Origin of the sequence: Acinetobacter albensis (assembly GCF_900095025.1) — a bacterium.
In the GTDB taxonomy this organism is placed as follows: Bacteria; Pseudomonadota; Gammaproteobacteria; order Pseudomonadales; family Moraxellaceae; genus Acinetobacter; species Acinetobacter albensis.
The window spans coordinates 83,616-106,019 of record NZ_FMBK01000013.1 but is presented as its reverse complement, the minus strand read 5'-3'; the positions used below and the strand labels follow the sequence as shown (position 1 = coordinate 106,019).

General features: G+C 38.4%; 17 protein-coding genes. 3 read left to right on the top strand and 14 right to left on the bottom strand.

Going from position 1 to position 22,404, the window contains the following annotated elements; all coding sequences use genetic code 11:
• Positions 1-90: 90 nt before the first annotated feature.
• The 3 genes from GA0116959_RS11700 (at position 91) to GA0116959_RS11690 (ending at position 2,272) form a co-directional block, all read left to right on the top strand.
• Positions 91-684, top strand: coding sequence for an IMPACT family protein (locus GA0116959_RS11700; protein WP_092720836.1), 594 nt, complete (start codon positions 91-93; stop codon positions 682-684).
• Positions 681-1,298, top strand: a complete 618-nt coding sequence (locus GA0116959_RS11695) for an acyltransferase (protein WP_092720835.1) — start codon at positions 681-683, stop codon at positions 1,296-1,298. The genes GA0116959_RS11700 and GA0116959_RS11695 overlap by 4 nt, the downstream gene beginning before the upstream one ends.
• 131 nt (positions 1,299-1,429) lie before the next feature.
• Positions 1,430-2,272: a universal stress protein gene (locus GA0116959_RS11690; RefSeq protein ID WP_092720834.1), complete on the top strand. Its 843-nt coding sequence runs from the start codon at positions 1,430-1,432 to the stop codon at positions 2,270-2,272.
• 148 nt (positions 2,273-2,420) lie between these two features.
• Here GA0116959_RS11690 and GA0116959_RS11685 read toward each other — a convergent pair whose 3' ends face one another.
• From GA0116959_RS11685 to purH, 14 genes are all read right to left on the bottom strand, one after another.
• Positions 2,421-3,086, bottom strand: coding sequence for an O-methyltransferase (locus GA0116959_RS11685; protein ID WP_092720833.1), 666 nt, complete (start codon positions 3,084-3,086; stop codon positions 2,421-2,423).
• Positions 3,087-3,251: 165 nt separating this feature from the next.
• Positions 3,252-3,968, bottom strand: coding sequence for a D-Ala-D-Ala carboxypeptidase family metallohydrolase (locus tag GA0116959_RS11680; protein ID WP_053580095.1), 717 nt, complete (start codon positions 3,966-3,968; stop codon positions 3,252-3,254).
• A gap of 145 nt (positions 3,969-4,113) precedes the next feature.
• Positions 4,114-4,437 (bottom strand): ferredoxin FdxA, encoded by a 324-nt coding sequence (gene fdxA / locus GA0116959_RS11675; protein ID WP_053580096.1) that lies wholly within the window; start codon positions 4,435-4,437, stop codon positions 4,114-4,116.
• A gap of 204 nt (positions 4,438-4,641) precedes the next feature.
• Positions 4,642-7,278: a DNA mismatch repair protein MutS gene (gene mutS / locus GA0116959_RS11670; RefSeq protein WP_092720832.1), complete on the bottom strand. Its 2,637-nt coding sequence runs from the start codon at positions 7,276-7,278 to the stop codon at positions 4,642-4,644.
• Positions 7,279-7,648: 370 nt separating this feature from the next.
• The gene (locus GA0116959_RS11665; protein WP_092720831.1) at positions 7,649-9,658 is read right to left on the bottom strand and encodes an esterase/lipase family protein; all 2,010 of its coding nucleotides are present in this window, start codon (positions 9,656-9,658) and stop codon (positions 7,649-7,651) included.
• Positions 9,659-9,797: 139 nt separating this feature from the next.
• The gene (locus GA0116959_RS11660; protein WP_053580099.1) at positions 9,798-10,712 is read right to left on the bottom strand and encodes an ABUW_2363 family tetratricopeptide repeat lipoprotein; all 915 of its coding nucleotides are present in this window, start codon (positions 10,710-10,712) and stop codon (positions 9,798-9,800) included.
• Between the two features lie 114 nt (positions 10,713-10,826).
• Entirely contained in the window at positions 10,827-11,633 is an 807-nt protein-coding gene (gene cysE / locus GA0116959_RS11655) for a serine O-acetyltransferase (protein WP_092720830.1), read from the bottom strand.
• Entirely contained in the window at positions 11,626-12,483 is an 858-nt protein-coding gene (locus tag GA0116959_RS11650) for an RNA methyltransferase (protein ID WP_053580101.1), read from the bottom strand. The genes cysE and GA0116959_RS11650 overlap by 8 nt, the downstream gene beginning before the upstream one ends.
• A gap of 33 nt (positions 12,484-12,516) precedes the next feature.
• A complete protein-coding gene (dnaE, locus tag GA0116959_RS11645; RefSeq protein WP_092720829.1) occupies positions 12,517-16,080 on the bottom strand; it encodes a DNA polymerase III subunit alpha in 3,564 nt (1,187 codons plus the stop codon).
• Positions 16,081-16,290: 210 nt separating this feature from the next.
• Entirely contained in the window at positions 16,291-16,986 is a 696-nt protein-coding gene (locus GA0116959_RS11640) for a methionine ABC transporter permease (RefSeq protein ID WP_053580103.1), read from the bottom strand.
• A complete protein-coding gene (locus tag GA0116959_RS11635) occupies positions 16,983-18,008 on the bottom strand; it encodes a methionine ABC transporter ATP-binding protein (protein ID WP_092720828.1) in 1,026 nt (341 codons plus the stop codon). The genes GA0116959_RS11640 and GA0116959_RS11635 overlap by 4 nt, the downstream gene beginning before the upstream one ends.
• A 73-nt stretch (positions 18,009-18,081) precedes the next feature.
• On the bottom strand, positions 18,082-18,954 hold the full coding sequence (locus GA0116959_RS11630) for a MetQ/NlpA family ABC transporter substrate-binding protein (protein WP_092720827.1): 873 nt from the start codon (positions 18,952-18,954) through the stop codon (positions 18,082-18,084).
• 450 nt (positions 18,955-19,404) lie between these two features.
• Positions 19,405-20,688, bottom strand: a complete 1,284-nt coding sequence (gene purD, locus GA0116959_RS11625) for a phosphoribosylamine--glycine ligase (RefSeq protein WP_092720826.1) — start codon at positions 20,686-20,688, stop codon at positions 19,405-19,407.
• A 128-nt stretch (positions 20,689-20,816) separates the two neighbouring features.
• Positions 20,817-22,391 (bottom strand): bifunctional phosphoribosylaminoimidazolecarboxamide formyltransferase/IMP cyclohydrolase, encoded by a 1,575-nt coding sequence (gene purH / locus GA0116959_RS11620; protein WP_092720825.1) that lies wholly within the window; start codon positions 22,389-22,391, stop codon positions 20,817-20,819.
• Positions 22,392-22,404: the final 13 nt, after the last annotated feature.

The window sequence follows — 22,404 nt, the reverse complement described above, 5'->3', positions numbered from 1 at the left end:
AGGATAAGTTTTACCTAGACGTATTCTTGGCTCTTTAATCCTCTCAAAATCAGGCTATACTGACTTGATGTCGTTATTTATTCTAGAGTTATGCCTTTTACCCTTGCTTCACTTGTGACCTTTCAAGCTGAGATTAAAAAAAGTCGTTTTCAAGTTTTTGCTGTTTCTGTAGAAAATGAACAAGCTGTAAAAGACTTTTTAGAGACTTATCAAGATCTCAGCACGACCCACCAATGTTGGGCATGGAAAATTGGTCATCAAGTGCGCTTTAATGATGATGGTGAACCATCTGGAACTGCAGGTAGACCTATCCTTGCCAGTATTGAAGGCAATGAATTGACTAATATTATAGTTTTAGTGAATCGTTGGTATGGGGGGATTAAACTCGGCACTGGCGGCTTAGTTCGTGCTTATGGTGGCTCTGCTGGGCAATGTTTAGCATTGGCTGAAAAAATTGAACTTATAGAAAAAATACCCGTCAGCTTTTTATGCAATTTTAATGAATGGGCTATTTTTCAATATGATTTAAATCAGCAACAGATCGAATTTAAAGAAGATTATTTGGCTACAGGCGTACAAATTATTGCTTATGTTCGAGTTGATCAAATAGAACATTTATCATTAAAAATTCAGGATGTAACTCGTGGTCGTGAGCAACTTAAAAGAATAGAGGAATTACCATGAATGAGTTTGATCCTCTATTAAAGTATCGTGAGCAGCATAAGCATCGTTTAAATTATATGCCTTGGTTATATTGGTCGTTAAAGGCGAAAAATCGTGCATGGGCAGAAACTTGGCAAAAAGAATATCAGACCTATTTAATGCAGATGGAAACCATTGAAATTGGTGAAAACTGTTTTATTTCACCTTTAGCGCATATTTTTGCTGAACCAGGTCGAAAAATTAGTATCGGAGATCATACTTTTATTGCAGCAGATTGTACCTTGCACGGGCCTTTGGACATCGGCAATGAAGTCGCCATTAATCATCATTGTATCTTGGATGGTGGACGTGTCGGCATAAAACTGCATGATCAAGTAAGAATGGCCGCCTATTGTCATTTATATGCTTTTGATCATGGCATGGCTTTAGAACAGCCAATATACCAACAACCCGTTCGATCAAAAGGGATTGAAATTGGTCAAGATGTTTGGCTGGGTTCACATGTAGGTGTAAAAGATGGTGTCAAAATTGGAGCAAAAGCAGTGGTTGGAATGAATAGTATGGTGACTAAACATGTTGACGAAGCTGCGATTGTCGTCGGAAACCCAGCTCAATTTATTCGCTATAGAGATTAATACTGGATGAATTTAATCCTCAGTTTTTTATACTGATATTTACATAAAAGCATCCTCGCGTTATAAGAGATGTGCTAAGTTAAAAATAACCAATAGACTTAAAGCCCAAATAGGCAAAAAGCGAGGCTAAAATGAAACGTGTAATCGCTTGTATTGATTCTTCTCCCTGTGTAAATGCAGTTGCTGAAGCTGCGGCATGGGTGGCAAGGCAAACACAACGTGAATTGGTATTATTACAGGTTTTAGACTATTACCCAGCAAGTTATCATTTGGGGGAAATTAGTGGCGTAATTGGTTTTGAAAGTAATGCCATGTTGCTGAAGGAACTGGCAGAACTTGAACAAAAACAAAGTGAACTTGCACTGGATTATAGTAATAATTTATTGAATCATATATCTGAGATGATTCAGCAAAAATATCAGATTACCACTTCACATATTCAAGAAAAAGGTGATTTTTTAGAACAAAGTTTTAATGTACTGCATGAAGATGACATTGCAGTGATTGGTCGAGTAGGGGAGCGTTCAGCAGAACGGAATAAACCTATAGGCAGTAATGTTGAAAACTTTATTCGTGGTGCAAATTGTGCGGTGATGACTGTTGGAGAGAACTTTAAACCACCAACACGTTTTATTTTTGCATATGAATATTCACCCACTTGCGTCAAGGTAATGCATCGAGTAGCACAAACAGACTTATTAAAATTATTACAATGTCATTTGTTATATGTAGGTGATCATCCCGAAATTCTAAATGAGCCTTCGAAATATTTAAGTGATGCAGGGATTGATGTAATCATGGAATACCGTTATGGAGATGTGGCGGAAAACATACTTGAGTATCAGGCAGAGCATGGTATTCAGTTGATTTTACTTGGTGCATTTAGTCACAGTAAAATACGTCAATTCTTTTTGGGAAGTGTTGCAACCAGTATATTCAGAAATTCAACGGTACCGTTGTTGGTTGTTAAATAATATTTAGATAGGTTTGAATGATTACATGAACGTTTTCTTGTCCTAGAGTTATCCGCATAAGTTGTGGATAACTATATGGACAATACTTATAAGTGACTCATATTTAATTAAAAAAAGCCTACGCTTGTTTTTTAAGCTTTGTATCTAATTATTTCACCAGTACTAAAGCAAAACCATCATGACCTTTACTGCCTACAGTTTGTAGAGCAGTGCATGATAAAATTTTTGGATGATTTTTTAAAGCGACAAACATATCTCGTATACCTTCGATACTTGGTTTTTGATTTTTACTATTAATAATTTCACCAGCACGTACAACATTATCCAGTACAATAATGGTACCAGAATGAGATAAATTTAAACTGAGCTCTAAATATTCAGAATAACTTTGTTTATCTGCATCAATAAAAATAAAGTCAAAAGCTTCAAAATCTTGAGGAAGTGCTTTTAGTACATCAGCTGCACGTCCGACTTGAAGTTCAATCTTCTGTGGTAATTTTGCATTATTGATATTTTCTTGTGCTAAAGCTGCATGTGTATCACGCCCTTCAATTGTTAAAATATAACCATCTTCGGGTAAAGCACGTGCGAGCCAAATTGTACTATAAGCTGCAAAAGTACCTAGCTCTAGTACGCGTTTACATTGATTCATTTGAATCAACATTTGAAGCAGCATGCCTTGATTGGGTGCAACTGCAAGATGATCTGGGAAACCGTTATCTTCAGTATTTTTGAGCGTTTGTAACAGAATAGGATCTTCTGGAATCAAATGTGAATCGATGTAAGCATCAATCTCTGTCCACATTTTTTGCATAATCTTTTCACCCTTGTTGCGTTGCACAGTATTTTAAACTTTTCCATTCAGAGTGCAATTTTTCGTTTTAGTATTTAACTGCAAAAATAAAAAAAGAGATACTAATGATCTCTAAAGTATTGGAACATGGAATTAATGGGCAAACAATTGATCGATTATGCAACCTTAATAACTGCACATTGAACTGTTTCTAGAAAGGTCTGGCCCCCAAGTTCTATAACCTTGAGTATCGATATGAATTTGACCCGAAGAATATAATCCAAGTCCCATATTGAGACTTTGACCATGTTGAGCCCAGAACTGACACAATTTAAATTTAGTATTTTCAATAAAAGTAAAATCTTCGGGCTGTGGATAAGCAGGCCCAATACGAAAATCGATAGCAGAATTAAAGAGATGACGTGATGAACTTGCGCCACCAGCACATTGATTCAGTGGTAGATCACGATACACAGAAGTGACTTCAAAATCAGTTAAAACTTTTGCTGCGACCAAATATTTAAAAACTCTCAAGGTCGAAATTTGGTTATTCCATAATTCTCTATTTGGAATCATATATTGCGAGCGAGCACATTTCTGCCAGTCACGTGCGGTACGCATGAGTTCAAAACTAGGAATAATGTTGCCTACACCATTTCTCTCAAGAAAAATTTCATATTCACGTACACGTCTTAAATTATCACCTACTGCAATCCAAGCATTGTAGGCATAGGGCACAGTTTTAGGTGGAATTGGGCGTTCAATAATAATACGTTCTTGTGGGATGAAGATCCGTTTTCCATCAGGCGTTGTATGTCCTGGTTTATGAGTAGACGTAGTACATCCAACCATAGCAAGAGAAATCACGCTTAAGCTGAGTAATCTCTTTCGAAAATGCTTCATTATAGAAATCAAATATTTATAAATACTTGTTCTATTTTAATCTAATTTTAAGGAGAAAATTTGAAAATTTTGCAATCAAATGTGTGTTTTAGGTATAAAAAAAGATCAGCAATTGCCGATCTCTTTTTTAAGTTTTAGAAGAGTCTTACTTTTCCAAGTACTGTAACTTATCGGTTTTACCATTCCATTCTTCACGGTCAGCAGGCTGATCACCAATTTGGGTGATATTCGGCCATTTTTGTGACAGTTCAGTATTGAGTTCAATAAAGACTTCCTGACCTTCTGGTAATTCATCTTCTGAGAAAATAGCATTTGCTGGACATTCAGGTTCGCATAACGCACAGTCGATGCATTCATCAGGATTGATCACAAGGAAATTTGGACCTTCGTAGAAACAATCTACTGGACAAACTTCTACGCAGTCTTGGTATTTACATTTAATACAATTTTCAGTGACAACAAAGGTCATGGCGACAGCTACCTAAAAAATATGGTTCTAATTACAGATGCTGTATTTTAGGCAAAAATGCCTACAACTAACAATTCCTTTTATTGATATTTGTTATATGCGGGGCTGTTAATTTTGATAATCACTCAATATACGTCGAAATAAGCTGAATAATTGTAAAAGAACTCAATACAGCAGCCTTTTACAATCGACTCATTTTATCTTTTAAATTTGAAGTGCGTCTTTTAATGCGTATATTTGTTGAAGTGCTTCACGTGGAGAAAGATTATCGACATCTAATGCTCTTAACATAGACAAAGCAGGTAAGTCTTTTTCCACCTCGATAATTCGTTCAATAATTTCAGTTTTAGGGTCATCCGTGATACTGAACAAGTCATTTTGTACCGCGGTGTTACGGTGTTGATGCTGCTGTTTCTCTAAAATTTTCAAACGATTTTGTGCTTCTTTAATTACACTTACGGGTATACCTGCCAATTTTGCCACTTGTAAGCCATGGCTTTGACTGGCAGGACCATGCTGAACTTTATGCAATAAAATTAAATTACCATTTAATTCTTTCGCAGTGACATGATAATTATCAATACCTGATTCTTTGCCCAGTTCAGTCAGTTCAAAATAGTGGGTTGCAAATAAACATAAGCATTTAATTCGTCTGCTTAAATCAAGTACACATGCCCAAGCTAGTGATAGGCCATCGTAGGTACTGGTGCCACGTCCAACTTCATCCATTAATACCAAAGACTGATTGGTCGCATGATGCAATATTTGTGAGGTTTCTGTCATTTCAACCATAAAGGTCGATTTACCTGTAGATAAATCATCGGCAGAACCAATACGGGTAAAAACACGGTCTATAGGGCCCAAAATAGCAGTTTTAGCAGGCACATAGCATCCACAATAAGCCAATAAGCTAATGAGGGCAGTTTGACGCATAAACGTAGATTTACCCCCCATATTGGGTCCTGTCACAATTGCCATGCGATGATTGAAATCTAAACTGGTATCGTTCGGGGTAAAAGCAGTTTTATTTAATGCTTCTACCACAGGATGTCGACCCGCAATAATTTTAACCCCGATTTCTGGACTAAACTCAGGACGAGCCCAATTTCTTAAGCGAGCTTGATGAGCGAAATTGGCAAGCAGATCAATTTGTGCAATTGCACTGCTCATCATTTGTAAATTGCCAATATCTTGACGTAATTCATCCAATAGCATTTCAAACAGCATTTTTTCACGTGCAAGTGCGCGTGATTCACTTGAAAGTACTTTGTCTTCAAATGACTTAAGTTCTGGTGTGATATAACGCTCTGCATTTTTCAAAGTTTGACGTCGAATATAATGATCGGGAGCTTGATCTGCTTGAGCTCGCGTCAATTCAATGAAATACCCACTTACACGGTTATAACCAATTTTAAGGGTGGTTATACCTGTATTTTCACGTTCTTGTCGTTCTAAATCAATGAGGAATTGCCCAGCATGATCTCGAATTTTACGTAATTCATCAAGTTCACTATCAAATCCCTCTGCAATTACATTGCCATCACGAAGTAACACGGGGGGATGTTCTACAATGGCTGATATCAGACGTTGGTAAAGTCCTTTAAAATCACCCAACTCATCATCAAGTTGTTGAACCAATACAGACGTTTTTAATGAAATAATGGGTTGAATCGCATGTCTTAATAATGGAATTTGCGCACATGCCTGACGTAACTGAACTAAATCGCGTGGTCGCGCACTACCTAAAGCAATACGGCTAAGCACACGTTCAATATCACTAATATTTTTAAGTACAAGACGGATGGGTGATTCATGATATTCATTCAATATGGCAGCAGTCGCATCAAGACGAGCATCAAGTAGCTTTGTGTCTCTTAATGGCTGCATCAGAGTACGACTGAGCAAACGACTGCCCATTGCAGTTTGGCAATCATTAATCAGTTGAAAGAGTGAAGTGCCATGTTCAAATAAAGGCTCTACTAACTCTAAATTACGTCGTGTGACTGGATCAAGTGCAATAAAATCACTGCTTTGTTCAAGTTGAATTGAACGAATATGAGGCAAAGCCGTTTTTTGAGTTTCTTTAGCGTAATGAATCAATGCCGCAGCTGAAGCTTTTGCCAGTGGTAAATGATCAATTCCAAAACCCGAAAGGGTCGAAACGGCCAATTGATCACACAGTGTTTTTTGCGCATTATTCACATTGAAATCGACATTTGGTCGCTTTGTAATGGGGCAATCAAGCTGTTTTTTAATTTGTTCAATAATGTTGGGATCGACAATATTCTCATCAACCACGATTTCACTCGGCATTAAACGAGAAAGCTCAATCGCTAATTGTTCATGTTTAAAATCTTGTTGTTGTACTTTAAAAATGCCTGCGCTCAAATCGAGCAACGCTATACCAATTTGATTTTGTTGAATACAGAGTGCAACTAAATTGGAGGATTGGTAGCTGTTTAACAGGGCATCATCCGTTAGGGTACCAGGAGTAATAATCCGAACGACACCGCGCTCGACTGGACCTTTGCCATTCACCTCGCCCAGCTGCTCGCAAATGACGACTGTTTCACCTTTTTTTACCAGTCGGGCAAGATAACCTTCAGCCGCATGATAAGGCACACCAGCCATTGGAATAGGTTGCCCATTGGCTTTACCACGATGCGTTAAGGTAATTCCCAATAATTTAGCAGCTTTGTGAGCATCATCAAAAAAGAGCTCATAAAAATCACCCATCCGATAAAACATCAGTGAGTCTTGATGCTGCATTTTTATGGTTAAATATTGCTGCATCATCGGGGTTAATGTGGAAAAATCAGCCATGATTTCCGAGTAACTCATTGAGATAAAATCCTTAAATATTTGAATATCATTAATCGCTAAAAACTTGGCTGTTTCACCAATTTTCTGTACAAAAACCAAAAGTGGGTCGAACTTTTAAACAAATTAGAGAGAGAAAAATTCATTTCATCGAAAGGCATATCTTAGCAAATTTGCAGCTGTATAGAAAAAAGCTTTGCAGCAAATTATGATAAATGAGCGCAACAATCAATTTTAGTGTTTTTAACGAGGCGGATAATAAATTCAAAAATTTAATCTTTCTTTATTTTGTTATGATGTTGTTATTTTCAAAAATGAATAAATCTAAAATACGGTTAAACATGTCTGATATATGCCATGCTTAACCGATGTTGATAGATATTAAGCAAAATTAAGGTTTCTGCAAACCCAATTGAGTTAAATGTAAACGCAAGATTCGTCGGAGTTCTAAAACAGCTTCGGGTGTTTCCTGAATAGAGTGTCCACCTTTAATAATTTTTTCTGAAAGTGCGCCTGATAAGTGCGCACTCTTATAAGGAACGATGCCATCTGTAATGACATTTAAGTCATCACTCTTGGTAATGTTCCCCATAATGGAATGAAAAGCCAAGCCTTTACGTGGCGCAATATCTTCAGTCAATTCCATAAATTTAGATTGATGGCTTAAATCACTGGGACCATTTTGAATGAATCCTTGGTCAATCTGGTCCATCAACTCTTTAAAATCTAAGTTTTGGCTTTGTAAAGAGTCACCTATAGCAGACACAAAAGTCACGGGTAGACGTATAATTTTACGTGCAGCTTTAGTAAACCAGCGGTCTGCATATTCGGTTCCACGATGAGGAGCAGCCAAGAAAATTGCGCGATTAAAATTCGGAATATCTCGAATGACCAAACGTTGTGACACAATTGGTAATTTTTGATATTTAGCTAGCTGACGATTATTCATCATAGATAATGCCTTTTTAGTGACATCCGCATCGCTGACCAAAAGGCGGGCAATAATGCCGCCCATGCTATGTCCAATCAATACGGCATCTTTTTTAGCTGCTGATTTTGCATCCACCTGAGCGAAGGCTTGGTTAATTAATGCATAAATTTGGAAACGACTTTCTATGATGGGCATGTTGGTTGAATAAAAAACTTGCCATACTTGAAAATTTTCACGCAATGCATTATCACCCATAATATCGTTGGTGAGTCGTATCCATGCTTCTGGACTACTGGCTAAACCGTGAACCAACACAATGATTTTCTTATTTGGGTTGTAAGGTTCCAACATATATAAATGCGGCATCGTCAGACGATCATCGCGATCAATTAAGGACAGATAAGCTGCTTTTCCTAAATTATTTTGTGCTAACCATAGACCATAAGGTGTAGAAAAGTTAGCAGCCAAAGGATAACTCTTACCTGCCATACTTACTTTTTCATATTTGTAGGGATCGAATGCTTTTAATTCAAACTCAGACTGATTCAAAATGTCTTGAATATTTTGGCTAGATTTAGGTTCAGCTATAATCGTAGCGGCTAAATAGCGTGCCTGATGAATATTAGGATTAATCCCATTTTTATAACTAAAATTGATTGGATCTATAATATATTTGGCTTTTCCTTCACCAATGTCATCTTTAACTTGCGGTAAAACCACGACAAATTCTGAGCCAAAACCATCACGACGGTTGATAGAGCGTAAACCTGAAAAGTTTAAATTATAACTAGAGAGAAGTTGTTCAATTTTTTGTTGCTTGAGCTGTGGATAGGCATCAAAATTAATTTTATAAATACTGTTGCCAACTTTAATTTGGGATTTAACTTCAGTCGGTTTATGGCGTAAAGCATAAGTCGGGATTAATTTTGCCAAAGCTAAATTGTAAAAATCTCGAATTTGAACTTGTCTGTTATCAAAAATACGATCTTGAGGGCCGCGTTTCGTTTTAAACATATATGCGTAGCTGTATCGAATACTTTTATCCAGCATATAAAGTTGCTGATCTAGGCACTGATCATAGCTGACTTGTTGTAGTTTCTGTTTTTCTTCTGATTGTGTACGATTTAAAATACTGATTTTACAATCGTTCGATTTTTCAAAAGTTAAGGCTTTGGATAAATAGATTTCACTTGCTGTTGAAAGTAATTGTTCCTCTTGAATTTGAGGAATTTGCTGCAACTCTTGAATGCATTGATCTGGTTGCTCAGAACAAACCTTAGCTTCACGACCCGTCATCGAAAGCACATTTAAACTCGCTTCGCTTAATTTGTCGCGAGTCAGAATACTTTCTCGTTCATTGGCAATGGTGACATTGATGGCTTGGTTTTTAACACTGACAATTTGACAACCTGTGAGTAAATAACCACTCACAAGCGCTGAAAAAACAATTTTATAAATGTGTTTAGGCATAAAGATTGTCTACATTAAATGTTTATTTGAATTTTTCATCATCATACGATAATTCTACTCATTTTCAATTCGCTCAAAACAAAATAGACCGTACTGGACGGTCTATTTTGATGATCTAGTTTAAATTATGATTTAAAAATTAAGATGTTTTGGTCACATTCAGCACCTGCCAAACATTCCAACGGCCTTGATTTTCAATTTCTGCGATTAAACGATCAGAAACTTCTGCTTCTTGCGGATATTTTATTTTATAATTTTTTAGCGTTTGAATTGCATTTTTCTTTTGTTCCATGGCAATGTAGTTGTTAGCCGCAGACAAATAAGCTTCTTGGACACCCGCTTTCATGGCTTTGTCTAAATAAGGAATAGCCTCACGTTGACCACCACCTTCAGATAAACCAAATCCAAACCAGAAATTCGCTTCTGCATCGTCCTTATTAATTTTTAAAATGCGTTGTGCATAGGTTAAAGAATTTGTGGTGTAAACAGATCCTAAATCTAGGTTACGTGCCATCACACTGGCTTTAAAAGCGCGCATAAGAATATCGAAAGACGCATTTTCTTTAACCGCCAAGCCATCAAGTTGTTGAGTTAATTGCTTCAGTTTAGCTTCGAAACCTTTACGTTCCTGACGTTCTGTAAAACGGGGCGGATAATGACGAGCTTTGCCTTCAACCATTTGTAAGAAGTCGTCAATTTCAGTGATATCAATTTCATTTTCGCCCGCCAAAGCAGCAAATTTTAGTGTTCTTTCATTATTATCAACGGTAGGGATAATGAGTTTGTTGACATCTAAAATCAGCTTTTTAGTCGGATCATTTTGTATGCTGACTTCCATCTTGGTTACAGGCTGAACAGCAGCTTGTTTTAAGGCAAGTTCAAAAGGTGGGGGTGCATCATAATTAAATGGATTAAGGGCGTAGAAAGGTGGTGTTAAATCAGGTTCGGTAAAGACAATCGGACCGTTGACTGGCGTTTCTTTTTTAGGTGCTGTACTACAAGCAGAGAGTAAGGAAACCGCTATTAATGTAAATGCCAAAGGCTTAAGCGTCATATCGATCATCCATTCATTTAATTAATTGTATACTGATAAATAGCCATGTTCGTCAGTCTAAAAAAACTCTCACGAACATGCAAGTTAGCGCTTGTTAATATTTGAATTACTTTCTCAGGCTTTAGATTGGCTACTTTGCGCTTCACATTCACGGCGAACATCTTCAATAATTTTAAGCTCTTCGACACTAAACGGTTGTTCATCTTGCTGCTTTTTAAAGCTAGGATCTAATAAAGACAAACGTTGGCATAAACTATTCATGCGCTTTTCATTGTGCTGAATCCGATCGAGTAGAACGCGCATACCATCTAGAATCGGATCAGATTGCTCTTGCGTTGCCGCATAGGGCAGAAAACCTATACTTTCTGCATAATCACGTCGACGAGCTTCTTCTGCATCTTTTGGTTTGTCTTTGGTGATAAAACGGGCAGGGTTGCCCACTGCTGTAGTATCTGGTGGAACTTCTTTGGTAACGACTGCATTCGAGCCAACTTTTGAATTTTTTCCGACAGTGAAGGGGCCAAGAATTTTGGCTCCTGCACCCACTACGACACCATCTTCTAAGGTTGGATGACGTTTGCCTTTATGCCATGTTGTGCCGCCTAAAGTAACGCCATGATAAAGCGTAACATCATCACCAATTTCTGCTGTTTCCCCAATCACAACACCCATGCCATGATCGATGAAGAAACGACGACCAATTTTTGCGCCTGGATGAATTTCAATTCCTGTGGCGAAACGGCTAAAAGAAGACAATAAACGCGCAGAGCCTTTACACTCTTTTTGCCAAAGTTCATGGGCAACACGATGCATAATCAGGGCGTGTATACCAGGATAAGTAGTCAGAACTTCTAAAGTATTTCGAGCTGCTGGATCGCGCGCGAATACAGCGTGTATATCTTCTTTGAGCTTTTTAAACATGGGGTTGATCCTCTGAAGAATCTGTAGTTTCGGTTTTAGATTTTTTCCATGTGCCATTATTCATGGCTTGTACACGAGTAAAAATGCCACGAAGTAAATGATATTCCATACGATCTAATTGTATACGTCCAAAGAGACGGCGCAAGCGTAATGGCAACAATCTTGGATTTTTAGGGTCCATAAATTCAATTTCAGCCAACATTTTTTCAATATGCGGATAAAATTGTTGCATTTGTTCGTGTGTGACTAAAGGTTCATCCCATTGCATCGATTCTGTTTCGGTGACAGGCATAGTGGCTTCAGTATTCTCTTTTTGTTCCACTAAAGCCAGCGTTGCCATACGTAGTTCATAACAAATCACTTGAATGGCTTGTGCGACATTTAATACGCCGTAATCAGTATTGACGGGAATAGTGACATGATAATTGGCCAGTGCTAATTCTTCATTGGTCAAACCACGATCTTCACGCCCAAATACAATCGCAACCTCTTGCTGATCGTTCAACACTGCTTGTAGCGATTTTTCTGCAGCAGGACGAGCGTCAAGCAATGGCCAAGGAATAGTACGGCTGCGTGCACTGGTACCAAAAACCAAATGACAATCTTGAATGGCGTCTTCTAAAGTCGATACAATTTCAATCTGTTCGATAAGATCGGTTGCACCTGCAGCCAAAGCATCAATATCTGGATGAGGATAGGTTTTGGGTGCCACTAAAACGAGCTTAGATAAGCCCATGGTTTTCATTGCGCGTAAAGCGCTACCAATGTTAGCAGGCAGTGTGGTATTGACCATGACAATACGCACATGGGAGAGATGTGCTGAAACAACAGCATTGTCAATTTGACTCATAATGTGTCCGATGTAAATTTAAGTATTTAAAAATTAAGAATATTGATTGGCTTCTGCCTGATACATATCCATTGCATCATCCATACTGATGTTGGCAGGAGGTGGTACAGTTTGTGCGGGCTTAGTGTACTGCACGATTTTTGCGGCTTTAGATTTCACTTGATATTCGACATGAATCACATCTTTACCAAAATAATCGCGTAATTTGGCCAGTAATTCATCTTGCGGTGCCACTTTCCAGTTTAAGCCCAAGTGAACTTCGGCAGAAGCATAAGCATATTCAATCTGTAATTGCAGGGGAATATGATTACACATATCGACGTTACAGAAAGGCAGTAATATCTTTTGTAAATCTTGACTTAGGGTCTTACTCAAATGCTCATTATTGAGTTTAATTTGAATGCTATTGGCACGTTTTTGACGAATTTCATTTAAGCTAAAAGCCTTGTTTAAGCGTGCCATTGGACGGTCATAACCTTCACGCTCATAAATTTCACCTTCAATGACAACCACACGCTCAAGTTGAACAATATCTTTAAAGCGCTGGAAACGTTCATGATTGGCAGATACTTCAAGGCGTGATGTACCATCATCTAAGGTGACCATCATACGGTTGGGGAAATTGGCAATATCAACCACCAAGCCTGCAAAAACAGTGGTTACCCCGCGACGGGTGGGTGTTAATTCATTGAGTTTAACTGGAATAAATGATTTTAATTCAGAGCGATAAACATCAATTGGATGCCCTGTTAAATATAAACCAAGGGTATCTTTTTCACCTTTTAGACGAACTTCATCCGACCACGGTTTTACTGGTTTTGCAGGTTTACGTTGAACTTCTTCAACTTCACCAAACAAATCCATGATGCCTGTTTCACGGTTAGAACGTGCTTGGTCTGCCGCTTGAACTGCTTCTGGTAATTGTGTCATTAAACTTGCACGATCAATGCCCAAACAATCCAAAGCACCAGAGCGAATGAGTGCTTCTAAGGTTCGTTTATTGATCTTTTTCAAATCAATTCGATGACAGAAGTCGAATAAGTCTTTATATGGCCCGTCCTGCAATCGTGAATCAATCACTGATTGCATGGCTGCTTCACCTACACCTTTAATTGCACCTAAACCATAGACAATGGTTTTTTCATCGCTGGCATGGAATTGATAAAAAGACATGTTAATTGACGGGGGAAATACTTCTAACTGGTTATTACGGCAATCATCAATCAAAAATACTACGTTGTCCGTGTTTTGCATTTCTGAAGTCATGACCGCAGCCATAAATTCAGATGGATAATAAGCTTTTAACCATGCCGTTTGGTAGGCAACGAGGGCATAGGCTGCTGCATGTGATTTGTTAAAACCATAGCCTGCAAATTTTTCCATATAATCGAAAATATGATTGGCTGTCGCCTCATCAATATCTTTTTCGGCAGCACCCTCAATAAAGATTTGGCGCTGTTTCACCATTTCTTCAGGTTTCTTTTTACCCATTGCGCGGCGCAACATATCTGCACCGCCCAGCGTATAACCTGCACAGTATTGCGCAGCTTGCATCACTTGTTCTTGGTAAACCATAATCCCGTAAGTCGGTTCCAAAACACCTTCTAAAAGTGGGTGTAAATATTCAAATTCACCCCCATGCATGCGGTGAATAAAGTCTGGAATCAGATCCATTGGCCCTGGACGGTACAAGGATACAAAGGCAATAATTTCTTCAAACTTACTTGGTCGTGCCTCTTTCAGCATTTTTTTCATGCCGACGGATTCAAACTGGAATACTGCAGTTGTATTAGCATCTGCAAAGATAGAGTAGGCTTTTGGATCATCTAGTGGGATATAAACAATATCTACTTTTTTGTCTTCTGCAATACGCTTATTAATATTTTGAATGGCATCTTCAATCACAGTCAGGTTACGTAAACCCAAAAAGTCAAATTTAACCAAACCCGCGGATTCAACATCATCTTTATCGAATTGTGCGACACGGTTAGTCCCGTCAGCATCGCACATCACAGCTGAATAATCGGTAATTTTACCTGGTGCAATCACCACACCGCCGGCATGTTTACCTGTGTTACGGGTAATACCTTCAAGTTTTAGTGCCATTTCCCAGATTTCAGCGGCATCATCATTATCTGGGTTAGATGGATTGGTGACGATATCTTTTAACTGCGGTTCCATATCAATGGCGCCACGTAAATCTATACCTAAAGGTTTGGTCGGAATCATTTTGGAAATACGGTCAGCCAGACCGTATGATTTTCCAAGAACACGAGCAACATCTCGGATAGCACCTTTTGCTGCCATCGTACCAAAGGTTGCAATTTGTGAAACAGCCTCGCGGCCATAATGACGTGCGACATAATCAATCACGCGGTCACGGCCTGCAATACAGAAGTCGATGTCAAAGTCAGGCATCGATACACGTTCAGGGTTTAAAAAACGTTCAAAAAGTAAGTCATAACGCAGTGGATCTAGATCGGTAATTTTTAAGCTATAGGCCACCAGTGAGCCTGCACCAGAACCACGACCAGGGCCGACAGGAACCCCATTATTTTTAGACCATTGAATGAAATCCATGACAATTAAAAAATAGCCTGGAAAACCCATATTTAAAATGGTACTGATTTCATACGTCAGTCGTTCATCATATTTTTGACGAATCTCAAGCCAGTCTTCATCCCGTTTTTCAATTGGATACAACAAGTTTAAGCGTTCTTCTAAACCTTGTTGCGAAACATAGGCAAAGAAGGTGTCAATGGTATGACCTTCTGGAACAGGATAATCCGGAAGATCGTTGAATCCTAAGCGCAAGCTGACATTACAACGTTTGGCAATGTGGTAAGTATTTTCAATCGCCGTTGGAATATCTGAAAATAATACTGTCATTTCCTCAGCTGTTTTAAAATACTGCTCAGGACTGTAATAACGTGGACGACGGCTATCTCCTAAAACATAGCCATCTGCAATGCATACACGGGCTTCATGCGCTTCAAAGTCAGTTTGTGCAATAAAATGCACATCATTATGTGCGACCACACCAATATTATGTTTTTGAGCAAGTTGAATTGCACCCGCAATAAAACTTTCTTCATCAGGTCGGTCTGTACGGGTGAGGGCAAAATAAACCCGATTACCAAATTTTTCGATCCATTCTTCTAACAGAGGTTCAGCTTTTTGCGGATTGGATGAGTTCAGCATTTTCCCAACATCGCTGTGCATCCCCAAAAGCACAATTAAGTCTTGATTTTGTTCTAAAATCCATTCTTTTTGAACACACGGAATGTCGAGTTGTTGTCCTTCAATAAAACCGCGCGAAACAATTTCAGTGAGGTTGCGCCAGCCTTTATTGCTCATCGCAAGCAAGGTTGCTTTATGTTCAGCATTATTGAGGCGAATATTACTGCCTAAAATGGGTTTAATGCCTTTATCTAAACATTTGGTATAAAATTTAATTGCAGCATGTAAATTAGATAAATCTGTCAAAGCTAAAGCGGGCATTTCCTCATTCACAGCAGCTTTAATAAGATCAGGTATACGTACGATCGATTCCGAAATTGAAAATTCTGTGTGTATACCAAGATGAACAAAGCGCATAAATGAGTTCCTGCAAAAACCGTTGGCTATTTTAGCATGCTCTGAATAGGCGATAGCTTAATATTTGCTAAAGTTAAAGTAGATTTTCAGCGTTAGAATAAGAATAACTGATATTGAGAGAGAGGAAATGATTGGTCGCCTGTTTTTTAATCATGATCAAAATAAAAACCCTCGAATTTGAGGGTTTTAAAGATTTGTTTAAATCAAATTCTATCTTAATTTGGCTAACCAATCGCCTGTAGTCTGAACAATTTGAACCAAGAGTAAAAGTACGATCACCGTTAAAATCACGACACTCGTATCAAAACGTTGATAACCATATGAAATTGCCAAATCACCAATCCCACCTGCTCCAACTGCACCTGCCATTGCTGTAGCGCCAATTAAACTGATCGTAGCGGTAGTCAAATTTAAAATGAGTGAACTACGTGATTCAGGTAGAATAAACTTGAAAATAATTTGTAAAGGCGTTGCGCCCATGGCTTGAGCAGATTCTACAATGCCTTCATTGACTTCAAGTAAAGATGTTTCAATAAGACGTCCCATATAAGGGCCAATATAAATCGTGAGCGGAACAATCGCAGCCCATGTACCAATTGAAGTACCGACTAAAAATTTGGTCAGCGGAATAACGGCAATTAGTAAAATAATAAAGGGGAGGGAGCGTAGCGCATTCACAATAGGATTTAAAATATGATAAACCGCACGATTTGGCAGGATACCTTCAGGGCGCGTCACCAATAAAATAATCCCTTGAATGAAGCCCCAAATGCCTCCAAACAGCATGGCAAAGAACACCATATGGAAAGTTTCTTGCAATGCCGTGACAAATTGATCGATTGACAAGGAGCTTTGCCAAAATGGTGCAGTTAGTTCAGTCAACCATTGTACGATTAAATCTCTCATACCTGATCTCCTGAATGTTCAACCTGTACGCCATTTTGTTTCAAAAATTCAATTGCCTGCTGAATAATCAAGGGGTCACCCAGTAACTGGATAAACATTTGCCCAATCACAGTGCCATTAATTTCAGTCATATTGGCAAACAAAATATTTAGACTGATATCAAATTTTTTGATGACTGCTTGAACTACCGTTTCTTGCGCAGATTTTCCTAAAAACTGTAAACAATAAATGCTGTTATGGTTCTGATTCTCAAGATTTTTAAGAATATTGATAGGGAGTTGCTGCTGAAGCACTGTTTGAATAAAGTTTTTGGTGGTCGGGTGTTGTGGCTGACTAAAAATATTAATCGTAGAACCCGTTTCAATAACTTTGCCTTGCTCCATCACGGCGACATAATCACACACTGTCTCAATCACATCCATCTCATGCGTGACCATGACAATAGTAATATTCTGTTCTTGATTAATTTTTTTCAATAATGCCAAAACAGATTTGGTGGTCTGCGGGTCAAGTGCCGATGTAGCTTCATCACACAATAAAATTTTAGGTCGATTGGCAAGCGCACGTGCAATACCAACGCGCTGTTTTTGTCCACCTGAAAGCTCATCGGGAAAAGCGTCTTTTTTATGCTTTAAATCAATAAATTCAAGCAACTCGTTTAAACGTTTTTCACGTTCTGCTTTGGGTATACCTAAGAGCTTAAGCGGCATTTCAATATTGGCTGCCACTGTTTTGGTCTGCAATAAATTGAAATGTTGAAAAATCATTCCAATATTTGCACGTTCTTGACGTAATGAGCGCGCATCCAAAGCGGTAAAGTCTTTTTGATTCAGAATAATTTGACCTTCGTTTGGTCGCTCTAATAAATTAATCAAACGTATTAAGGTACTTTTACCCGCGCCACTATAACCAATAATGCCAAAAATGCTGCCTTCTGGAATCACCAAATTAATTTGATCCAGAGCGCGTATGGTTTGGCCTTTTAGCTGGTAGTGCTTTGAAATGTTTTTAAATTCAATCATATCGTCAAAAATTAGTCAGAAAATAAAAAACAGGCAAAGTGATTTTGCCTGTTTTGTTTAAATCATTATATTACTATTTTGCATCTGTTAAATAACTAATTGGTTTATTTACATCAACCTTTGTACCACCAAAGTGTTTTTGTACATATTGATTGACTGCTTCGGTATGATATAAAGCACCGACTTTTTGTAATACAGCATCATCTTTACGTGATTCAGCGACAGCTAAAATATTCACATTTAATTTGGTGCTTTGATCTACAGGTTCATAATAAATCGAGTCTTTTAGCACGTTTAAACCACCTTCCATGGCCAAAGTATTGCCCAGAACAATAGCATCTACTTCATCTTTTACACGAACAGCAGTCGCCATCTGAATCGGTTTAATCACTATTTTTTTAGCATTTTCAGTAATATCGTTTGGTGTACCTGTTGCTGGGTTGAAATCAGCTTTTAATGTTAATAAGCCCGCAGATTGAAGAAGCAATAGGGCACGGGCTTCATTCGCAGCATCGTTTGGAATTGCAATGGTTGCACCATTACTCAGTTCTTCAATCTTTTTAATTTTGCTTGAATAAATTCCCATTGGTTCAAGGTAGGTAGTCGAAACTGCGGCAATTTTATCTTTATTTGAAGCATTAAATGCCACCAAATACGCATAAGATTGGAATGCATTAATATCCACTTCTTTGTTGGCAACGGCTGTGTTCATTGCGACATAATCTGTGAAGTTTTTCACTTCCAGCTTAATACCAGCTTGTTTGGTTTCCGGCAAAGTCGCAATAAAACGCCAAATGTCAGCATCAGAACCAGTTGATGCCATAGTCACAGTTTGAAGAGCAGTTGAATCTTTAGCTTGCGCTGACTCGTTTGCAGGTGCTTCTGGTTTAGAACAACCCGTTAAGGCAACGGCCACACCTAAAACAAGTCCGAGGAACTTTTTCATGTATTCACCCTTAGTAAATTTAACGTTAAAGTCTAAATTTACATATTTTAATTGGAGAGATTAATCAAATTTAAGACACTCATTTTTCCGTAGAAACCTCAGAATTTGAGAGTGAAAATTGGATGTATAAACTATTTTTTTGAAGCTTAAATCTTGATTTGAATATAAATATTCAACAACTTAAAAGCTTCAATTTCATTTAAAAATTTGCAATATCATAACAATAAATTGATATTCAATATAGACTATAAAAATTTTGCACATAGCGAAGAAAAAATAAATAAAATGATGTTTTAATATTTAATATCTGTTAAATCAATATGCTATTTATACTTTCAGTTATTTTAAAAATAGCAGTGTAACTTTTTAATTTATAAGATTTTCTTGATTCTAAATTCAAAAAAATAAAAAGCTCGCATTAGGCGAGCTTTTAAAAAAATATTTTAATGATTAGGCATTTTCACGCGCAATCGCACGATAACCAATATCTTGACGATATTGAACACCGTCAAAAGTTACTTTTTGACATAGTTCCAAGGCTTTAGCTTGGGCCTCACCAATGGTATTGCCAAGTGCCGTCACACATAGTACACGGCCGCCAGCAGTCACAACATCACCATTTGCATTGAGTGCAGTACCTGCATGGAAAACTTTAGCATCATTCATTTCTGTATTTAAACCAGAAATGACATCATCTTTGCTCGACGTTTCTGGATAGCCTTTTGAGGCAAGCACAATACCGACAGTTTTACGCTCATCCCATTCAGCTTCAGCAGGTAAATTACCTGCAATCCCAGCTTCAACCAGTTCAACCAAAGATGATTTTAGACGCATCATAATCGGTTGAGTTTCAGGGTCACCAAAACGACAGTTAAATTCGATCACTTTTGGCTGACCGTGTTCATCAATCATTAAGCCTGCGTATAAGAACCCTGTATAGATATGACCATCTGCTTTCATTCCGTCAACGGTAGGACGCATGACTTCATTCATGGCTTTTTCAAAAACCTCAGCAGTGACCACTGGCGCAGGGGAATACGCACCCATACCACCTGTATTTGGCCCTTGATCGCCTTCAAAAATACGTTTGTGATCTTGAGATGTAGCCATCGGTAAAATATTATCGCCATCAATCATACAAATGAAAGACGCTTCTTCGCCTGCAAGAAATTCTTCAATCACTACGCGAGAACCTGCATCGCCAAATTTGTTGCCTGCAAGCATGTCATCAATCGCATCAAATGCTTCTTGATTGGTCATGGCAACAATCACGCCCTTACCCGCAGCAAGACCATCGGCTTTAATCACAATCGGCGCGCCATTTTTTTCAACAAAGGCTTTGGCTGCTGCAACATCGGTAAATACATCATAAAATGCAGTGGGAATGTTATGGCGTTTCAAGAAATGTTTAGCAAATGCTTTCGAACCTTCAAGCTGTGCAGCAAATTGGGTCGGACCCCAAACTTTAACGTCTGCTGCGCGGCATGCATCGACTACACCATTTACGAGTGGCGCTTCTGGACCAACAATCACTAACTCAACGGCATTATTTTTTGCAAAGTCGATAATTGCAGCATTGTCTAAAATGCTTAAATTCACATTTTCACATTTATGTTCTGTTGCTGTGCCTGCGTTACCTGGTGCAACAAATACTTTCGCTACTCGCTCATCTTGCGCGATTTTCCAAGCAAGTGCGTGTTCACGACCACCATTACCCAAAACTAAAATGTTCATCGGTTCATACTCCATGAATCCAAAATGACATAAAGTCCTCAGCCAAAAGGAGAGGACTTTATACAAGATTTAGAAATCTGTTTTAAACAACATGAATGACATTGTCATTACAATCAGGATTGCATCTATTAATGACGGAAGTGACGCATACCCGTGAATACCATAGCAATACCGGCTTCATCAGCAGCAGCTATGGTTTCTTCATCACGCATAGAACCACCTGGTTGAATAATGCATTTGATACCCGCTTTAGCTGCGTTATCAATACCATCGCGGAATGGGAAGAATGCGTCAGACGCCATAACGGCACCTTCAACCACTAAGCCTGCATGTTCAGCTTTAATGGCAGCAATACGTGCAGAGTTTACACGGCTCATTTGACCTGCACCTACACCAATGGTTTGACGACCTTTAGCATAAACAATGGCATTTGATTTAACGTATTTTGCAACTTTCCATGCAAAGATTAAGTCATCAATCTCAGCATCCGTTGGTGCAACTTTAGTCACAACTTTAAGATCATCTTTCGTGATCATGCCTAAGTCTTGGTCTTGAACCAATAAGCCGCCATTGACACGTTTGTAATCTAACTGAGATTGACGTGCATCAATTGCAGGTAATGCTCCACATACCAATACGCGTACATTCTTCTTCGCACCTGTAATTTCAAGTACGCCATCAGCAATGCTTGGTGCGATAATCACTTCAACAAATTGACGATCAACAATGGCTTGCGCAGTTGCAACATCTAATTCACGGTTAAATGCAATAATGCCACCAAATGCAGATTCAGGATCAGTTGCATAAGCAAGATCATAAGCAACTTGAATGCCATCTAAAGAAACTGCAACACCACAAGGGTTTGCATGTTTAACGATGACACACGCAGGTTTAGCAAAAGATTTTACACATTCAAGTGCTGCATCGGTATCTGCAATATTGTTATAAGAAAGCTCTTTACCTTGTAATTGTTTAGCAGTCGCAACAGAGGCTTCGGCTGCAGTACTTTCAACATAGAATGCAGCAGATTGATGTGGGTTTTCACCGTAACGAAGATCTTGTACTTTATTTAATTGGGTATTGAAGGTACGTGCAAATTTGTCAGCAGAACCTTCTTCTTTACCTACGCGAGCACCAAGGTAAGATGCAATCATGCCATCATATTGTGCTGTATGTTCAAATGCTTTAACAGCCAAATCAAAACGTGTTGCATGAGATAAAACGCCTTCCGCTTTAATTTCTGCAATCACGGCATCATAGTCAGATGCATTCACAATAATACCCACTGAAGCATGATTTTTTGCAGCAGCACGCACCATAGTCGGCCCACCGATGTCAATATTTTCAATGGCATCATCAAGTGAACAATTTGGTTTCGCTACAGTAGCTGCAAATGGATAAAGATTTACAATTACTAAATCAATCGCATCAATATTGTGTTCAGCCATCACTGCTTCGTCTAAACCACGACGTGCTAAAATTCCACCATGAATTTTAGGATGTAAAGTCTTTACACGACCATCCATCATTTCTGGAAAACCTGTATGCTCTGAAACTTCTACGACAGCAATATTGTTGTCTTTAAGCAACTTATATGTACCGCCGGTAGATAAAATTTCTACCCCTAGAGCAACAAGGTTTTTAGCAAATTCAACGATCCCTGATTTATCAGAAACAGAGATTAACGCGCGTTTAATAGTCATGATTTTGGTCAAC

What these genes read in the sequence shown, in the direction of transcription:
- GA0116959_RS11700 (WP_092720836.1), top strand. Translation starts at nt 91, where the DNA reads ATGCCTTTTACCCTTGCTTCACTTGTGACCTTTCAAGCTGAGATTAAA.
- GA0116959_RS11695 (WP_092720835.1), top strand. Translation starts at nt 681, where the DNA reads ATGAATGAGTTTGATCCTCTATTAAAGTATCGTGAGCAGCATAAGCAT.
- GA0116959_RS11690 (WP_092720834.1), top strand. Translation starts at nt 1,430, where the DNA reads ATGAAACGTGTAATCGCTTGTATTGATTCTTCTCCCTGTGTAAATGCA.
- GA0116959_RS11685 (WP_092720833.1), bottom strand. Translation starts at nt 3,086, where the DNA reads ATGCAAAAAATGTGGACAGAGATTGATGCTTACATCGATTCACATTTG.
- GA0116959_RS11680 (WP_053580095.1), bottom strand. Translation starts at nt 3,968, where the DNA reads ATGAAGCATTTTCGAAAGAGATTACTCAGCTTAAGCGTGATTTCTCTT.
- fdxA (WP_053580096.1), bottom strand. Translation starts at nt 4,437, where the DNA reads ATGACCTTTGTTGTCACTGAAAATTGTATTAAATGTAAATACCAAGAC.
- mutS (WP_092720832.1), bottom strand. Translation starts at nt 7,278, where the DNA reads ATGAGTTACTCGGAAATCATGGCTGATTTTTCCACATTAACCCCGATG.
- GA0116959_RS11665 (WP_092720831.1), bottom strand. Translation starts at nt 9,658, where the DNA reads ATGCCTAAACACATTTATAAAATTGTTTTTTCAGCGCTTGTGAGTGGT.
- GA0116959_RS11660 (WP_053580099.1), bottom strand. Translation starts at nt 10,712, where the DNA reads ATGACGCTTAAGCCTTTGGCATTTACATTAATAGCGGTTTCCTTACTC.
- cysE (WP_092720830.1), bottom strand. Translation starts at nt 11,633, where the DNA reads ATGTTTAAAAAGCTCAAAGAAGATATACACGCTGTATTCGCGCGCGAT.
- GA0116959_RS11650 (WP_053580101.1), bottom strand. Translation starts at nt 12,483, where the DNA reads ATGAGTCAAATTGACAATGCTGTTGTTTCAGCACATCTCTCCCATGTG.
- dnaE (WP_092720829.1), bottom strand. Translation starts at nt 16,080, where the DNA reads ATGCGCTTTGTTCATCTTGGTATACACACAGAATTTTCAATTTCGGAA.
- GA0116959_RS11640 (WP_053580103.1), bottom strand. Translation starts at nt 16,986, where the DNA reads ATGAGAGATTTAATCGTACAATGGTTGACTGAACTAACTGCACCATTT.
- GA0116959_RS11635 (WP_092720828.1), bottom strand. Translation starts at nt 18,008, where the DNA reads ATGATTGAATTTAAAAACATTTCAAAGCACTACCAGCTAAAAGGCCAA.
- GA0116959_RS11630 (WP_092720827.1), bottom strand. Translation starts at nt 18,954, where the DNA reads ATGAAAAAGTTCCTCGGACTTGTTTTAGGTGTGGCCGTTGCCTTAACG.
- purD (WP_092720826.1), bottom strand. Translation starts at nt 20,688, where the DNA reads ATGAACATTTTAGTTTTGGGTAATGGTGGTCGTGAACACGCACTTGCT.
- purH (WP_092720825.1), bottom strand. Translation starts at nt 22,391, where the DNA reads ATGACTATTAAACGCGCGTTAATCTCTGTTTCTGATAAATCAGGGATC.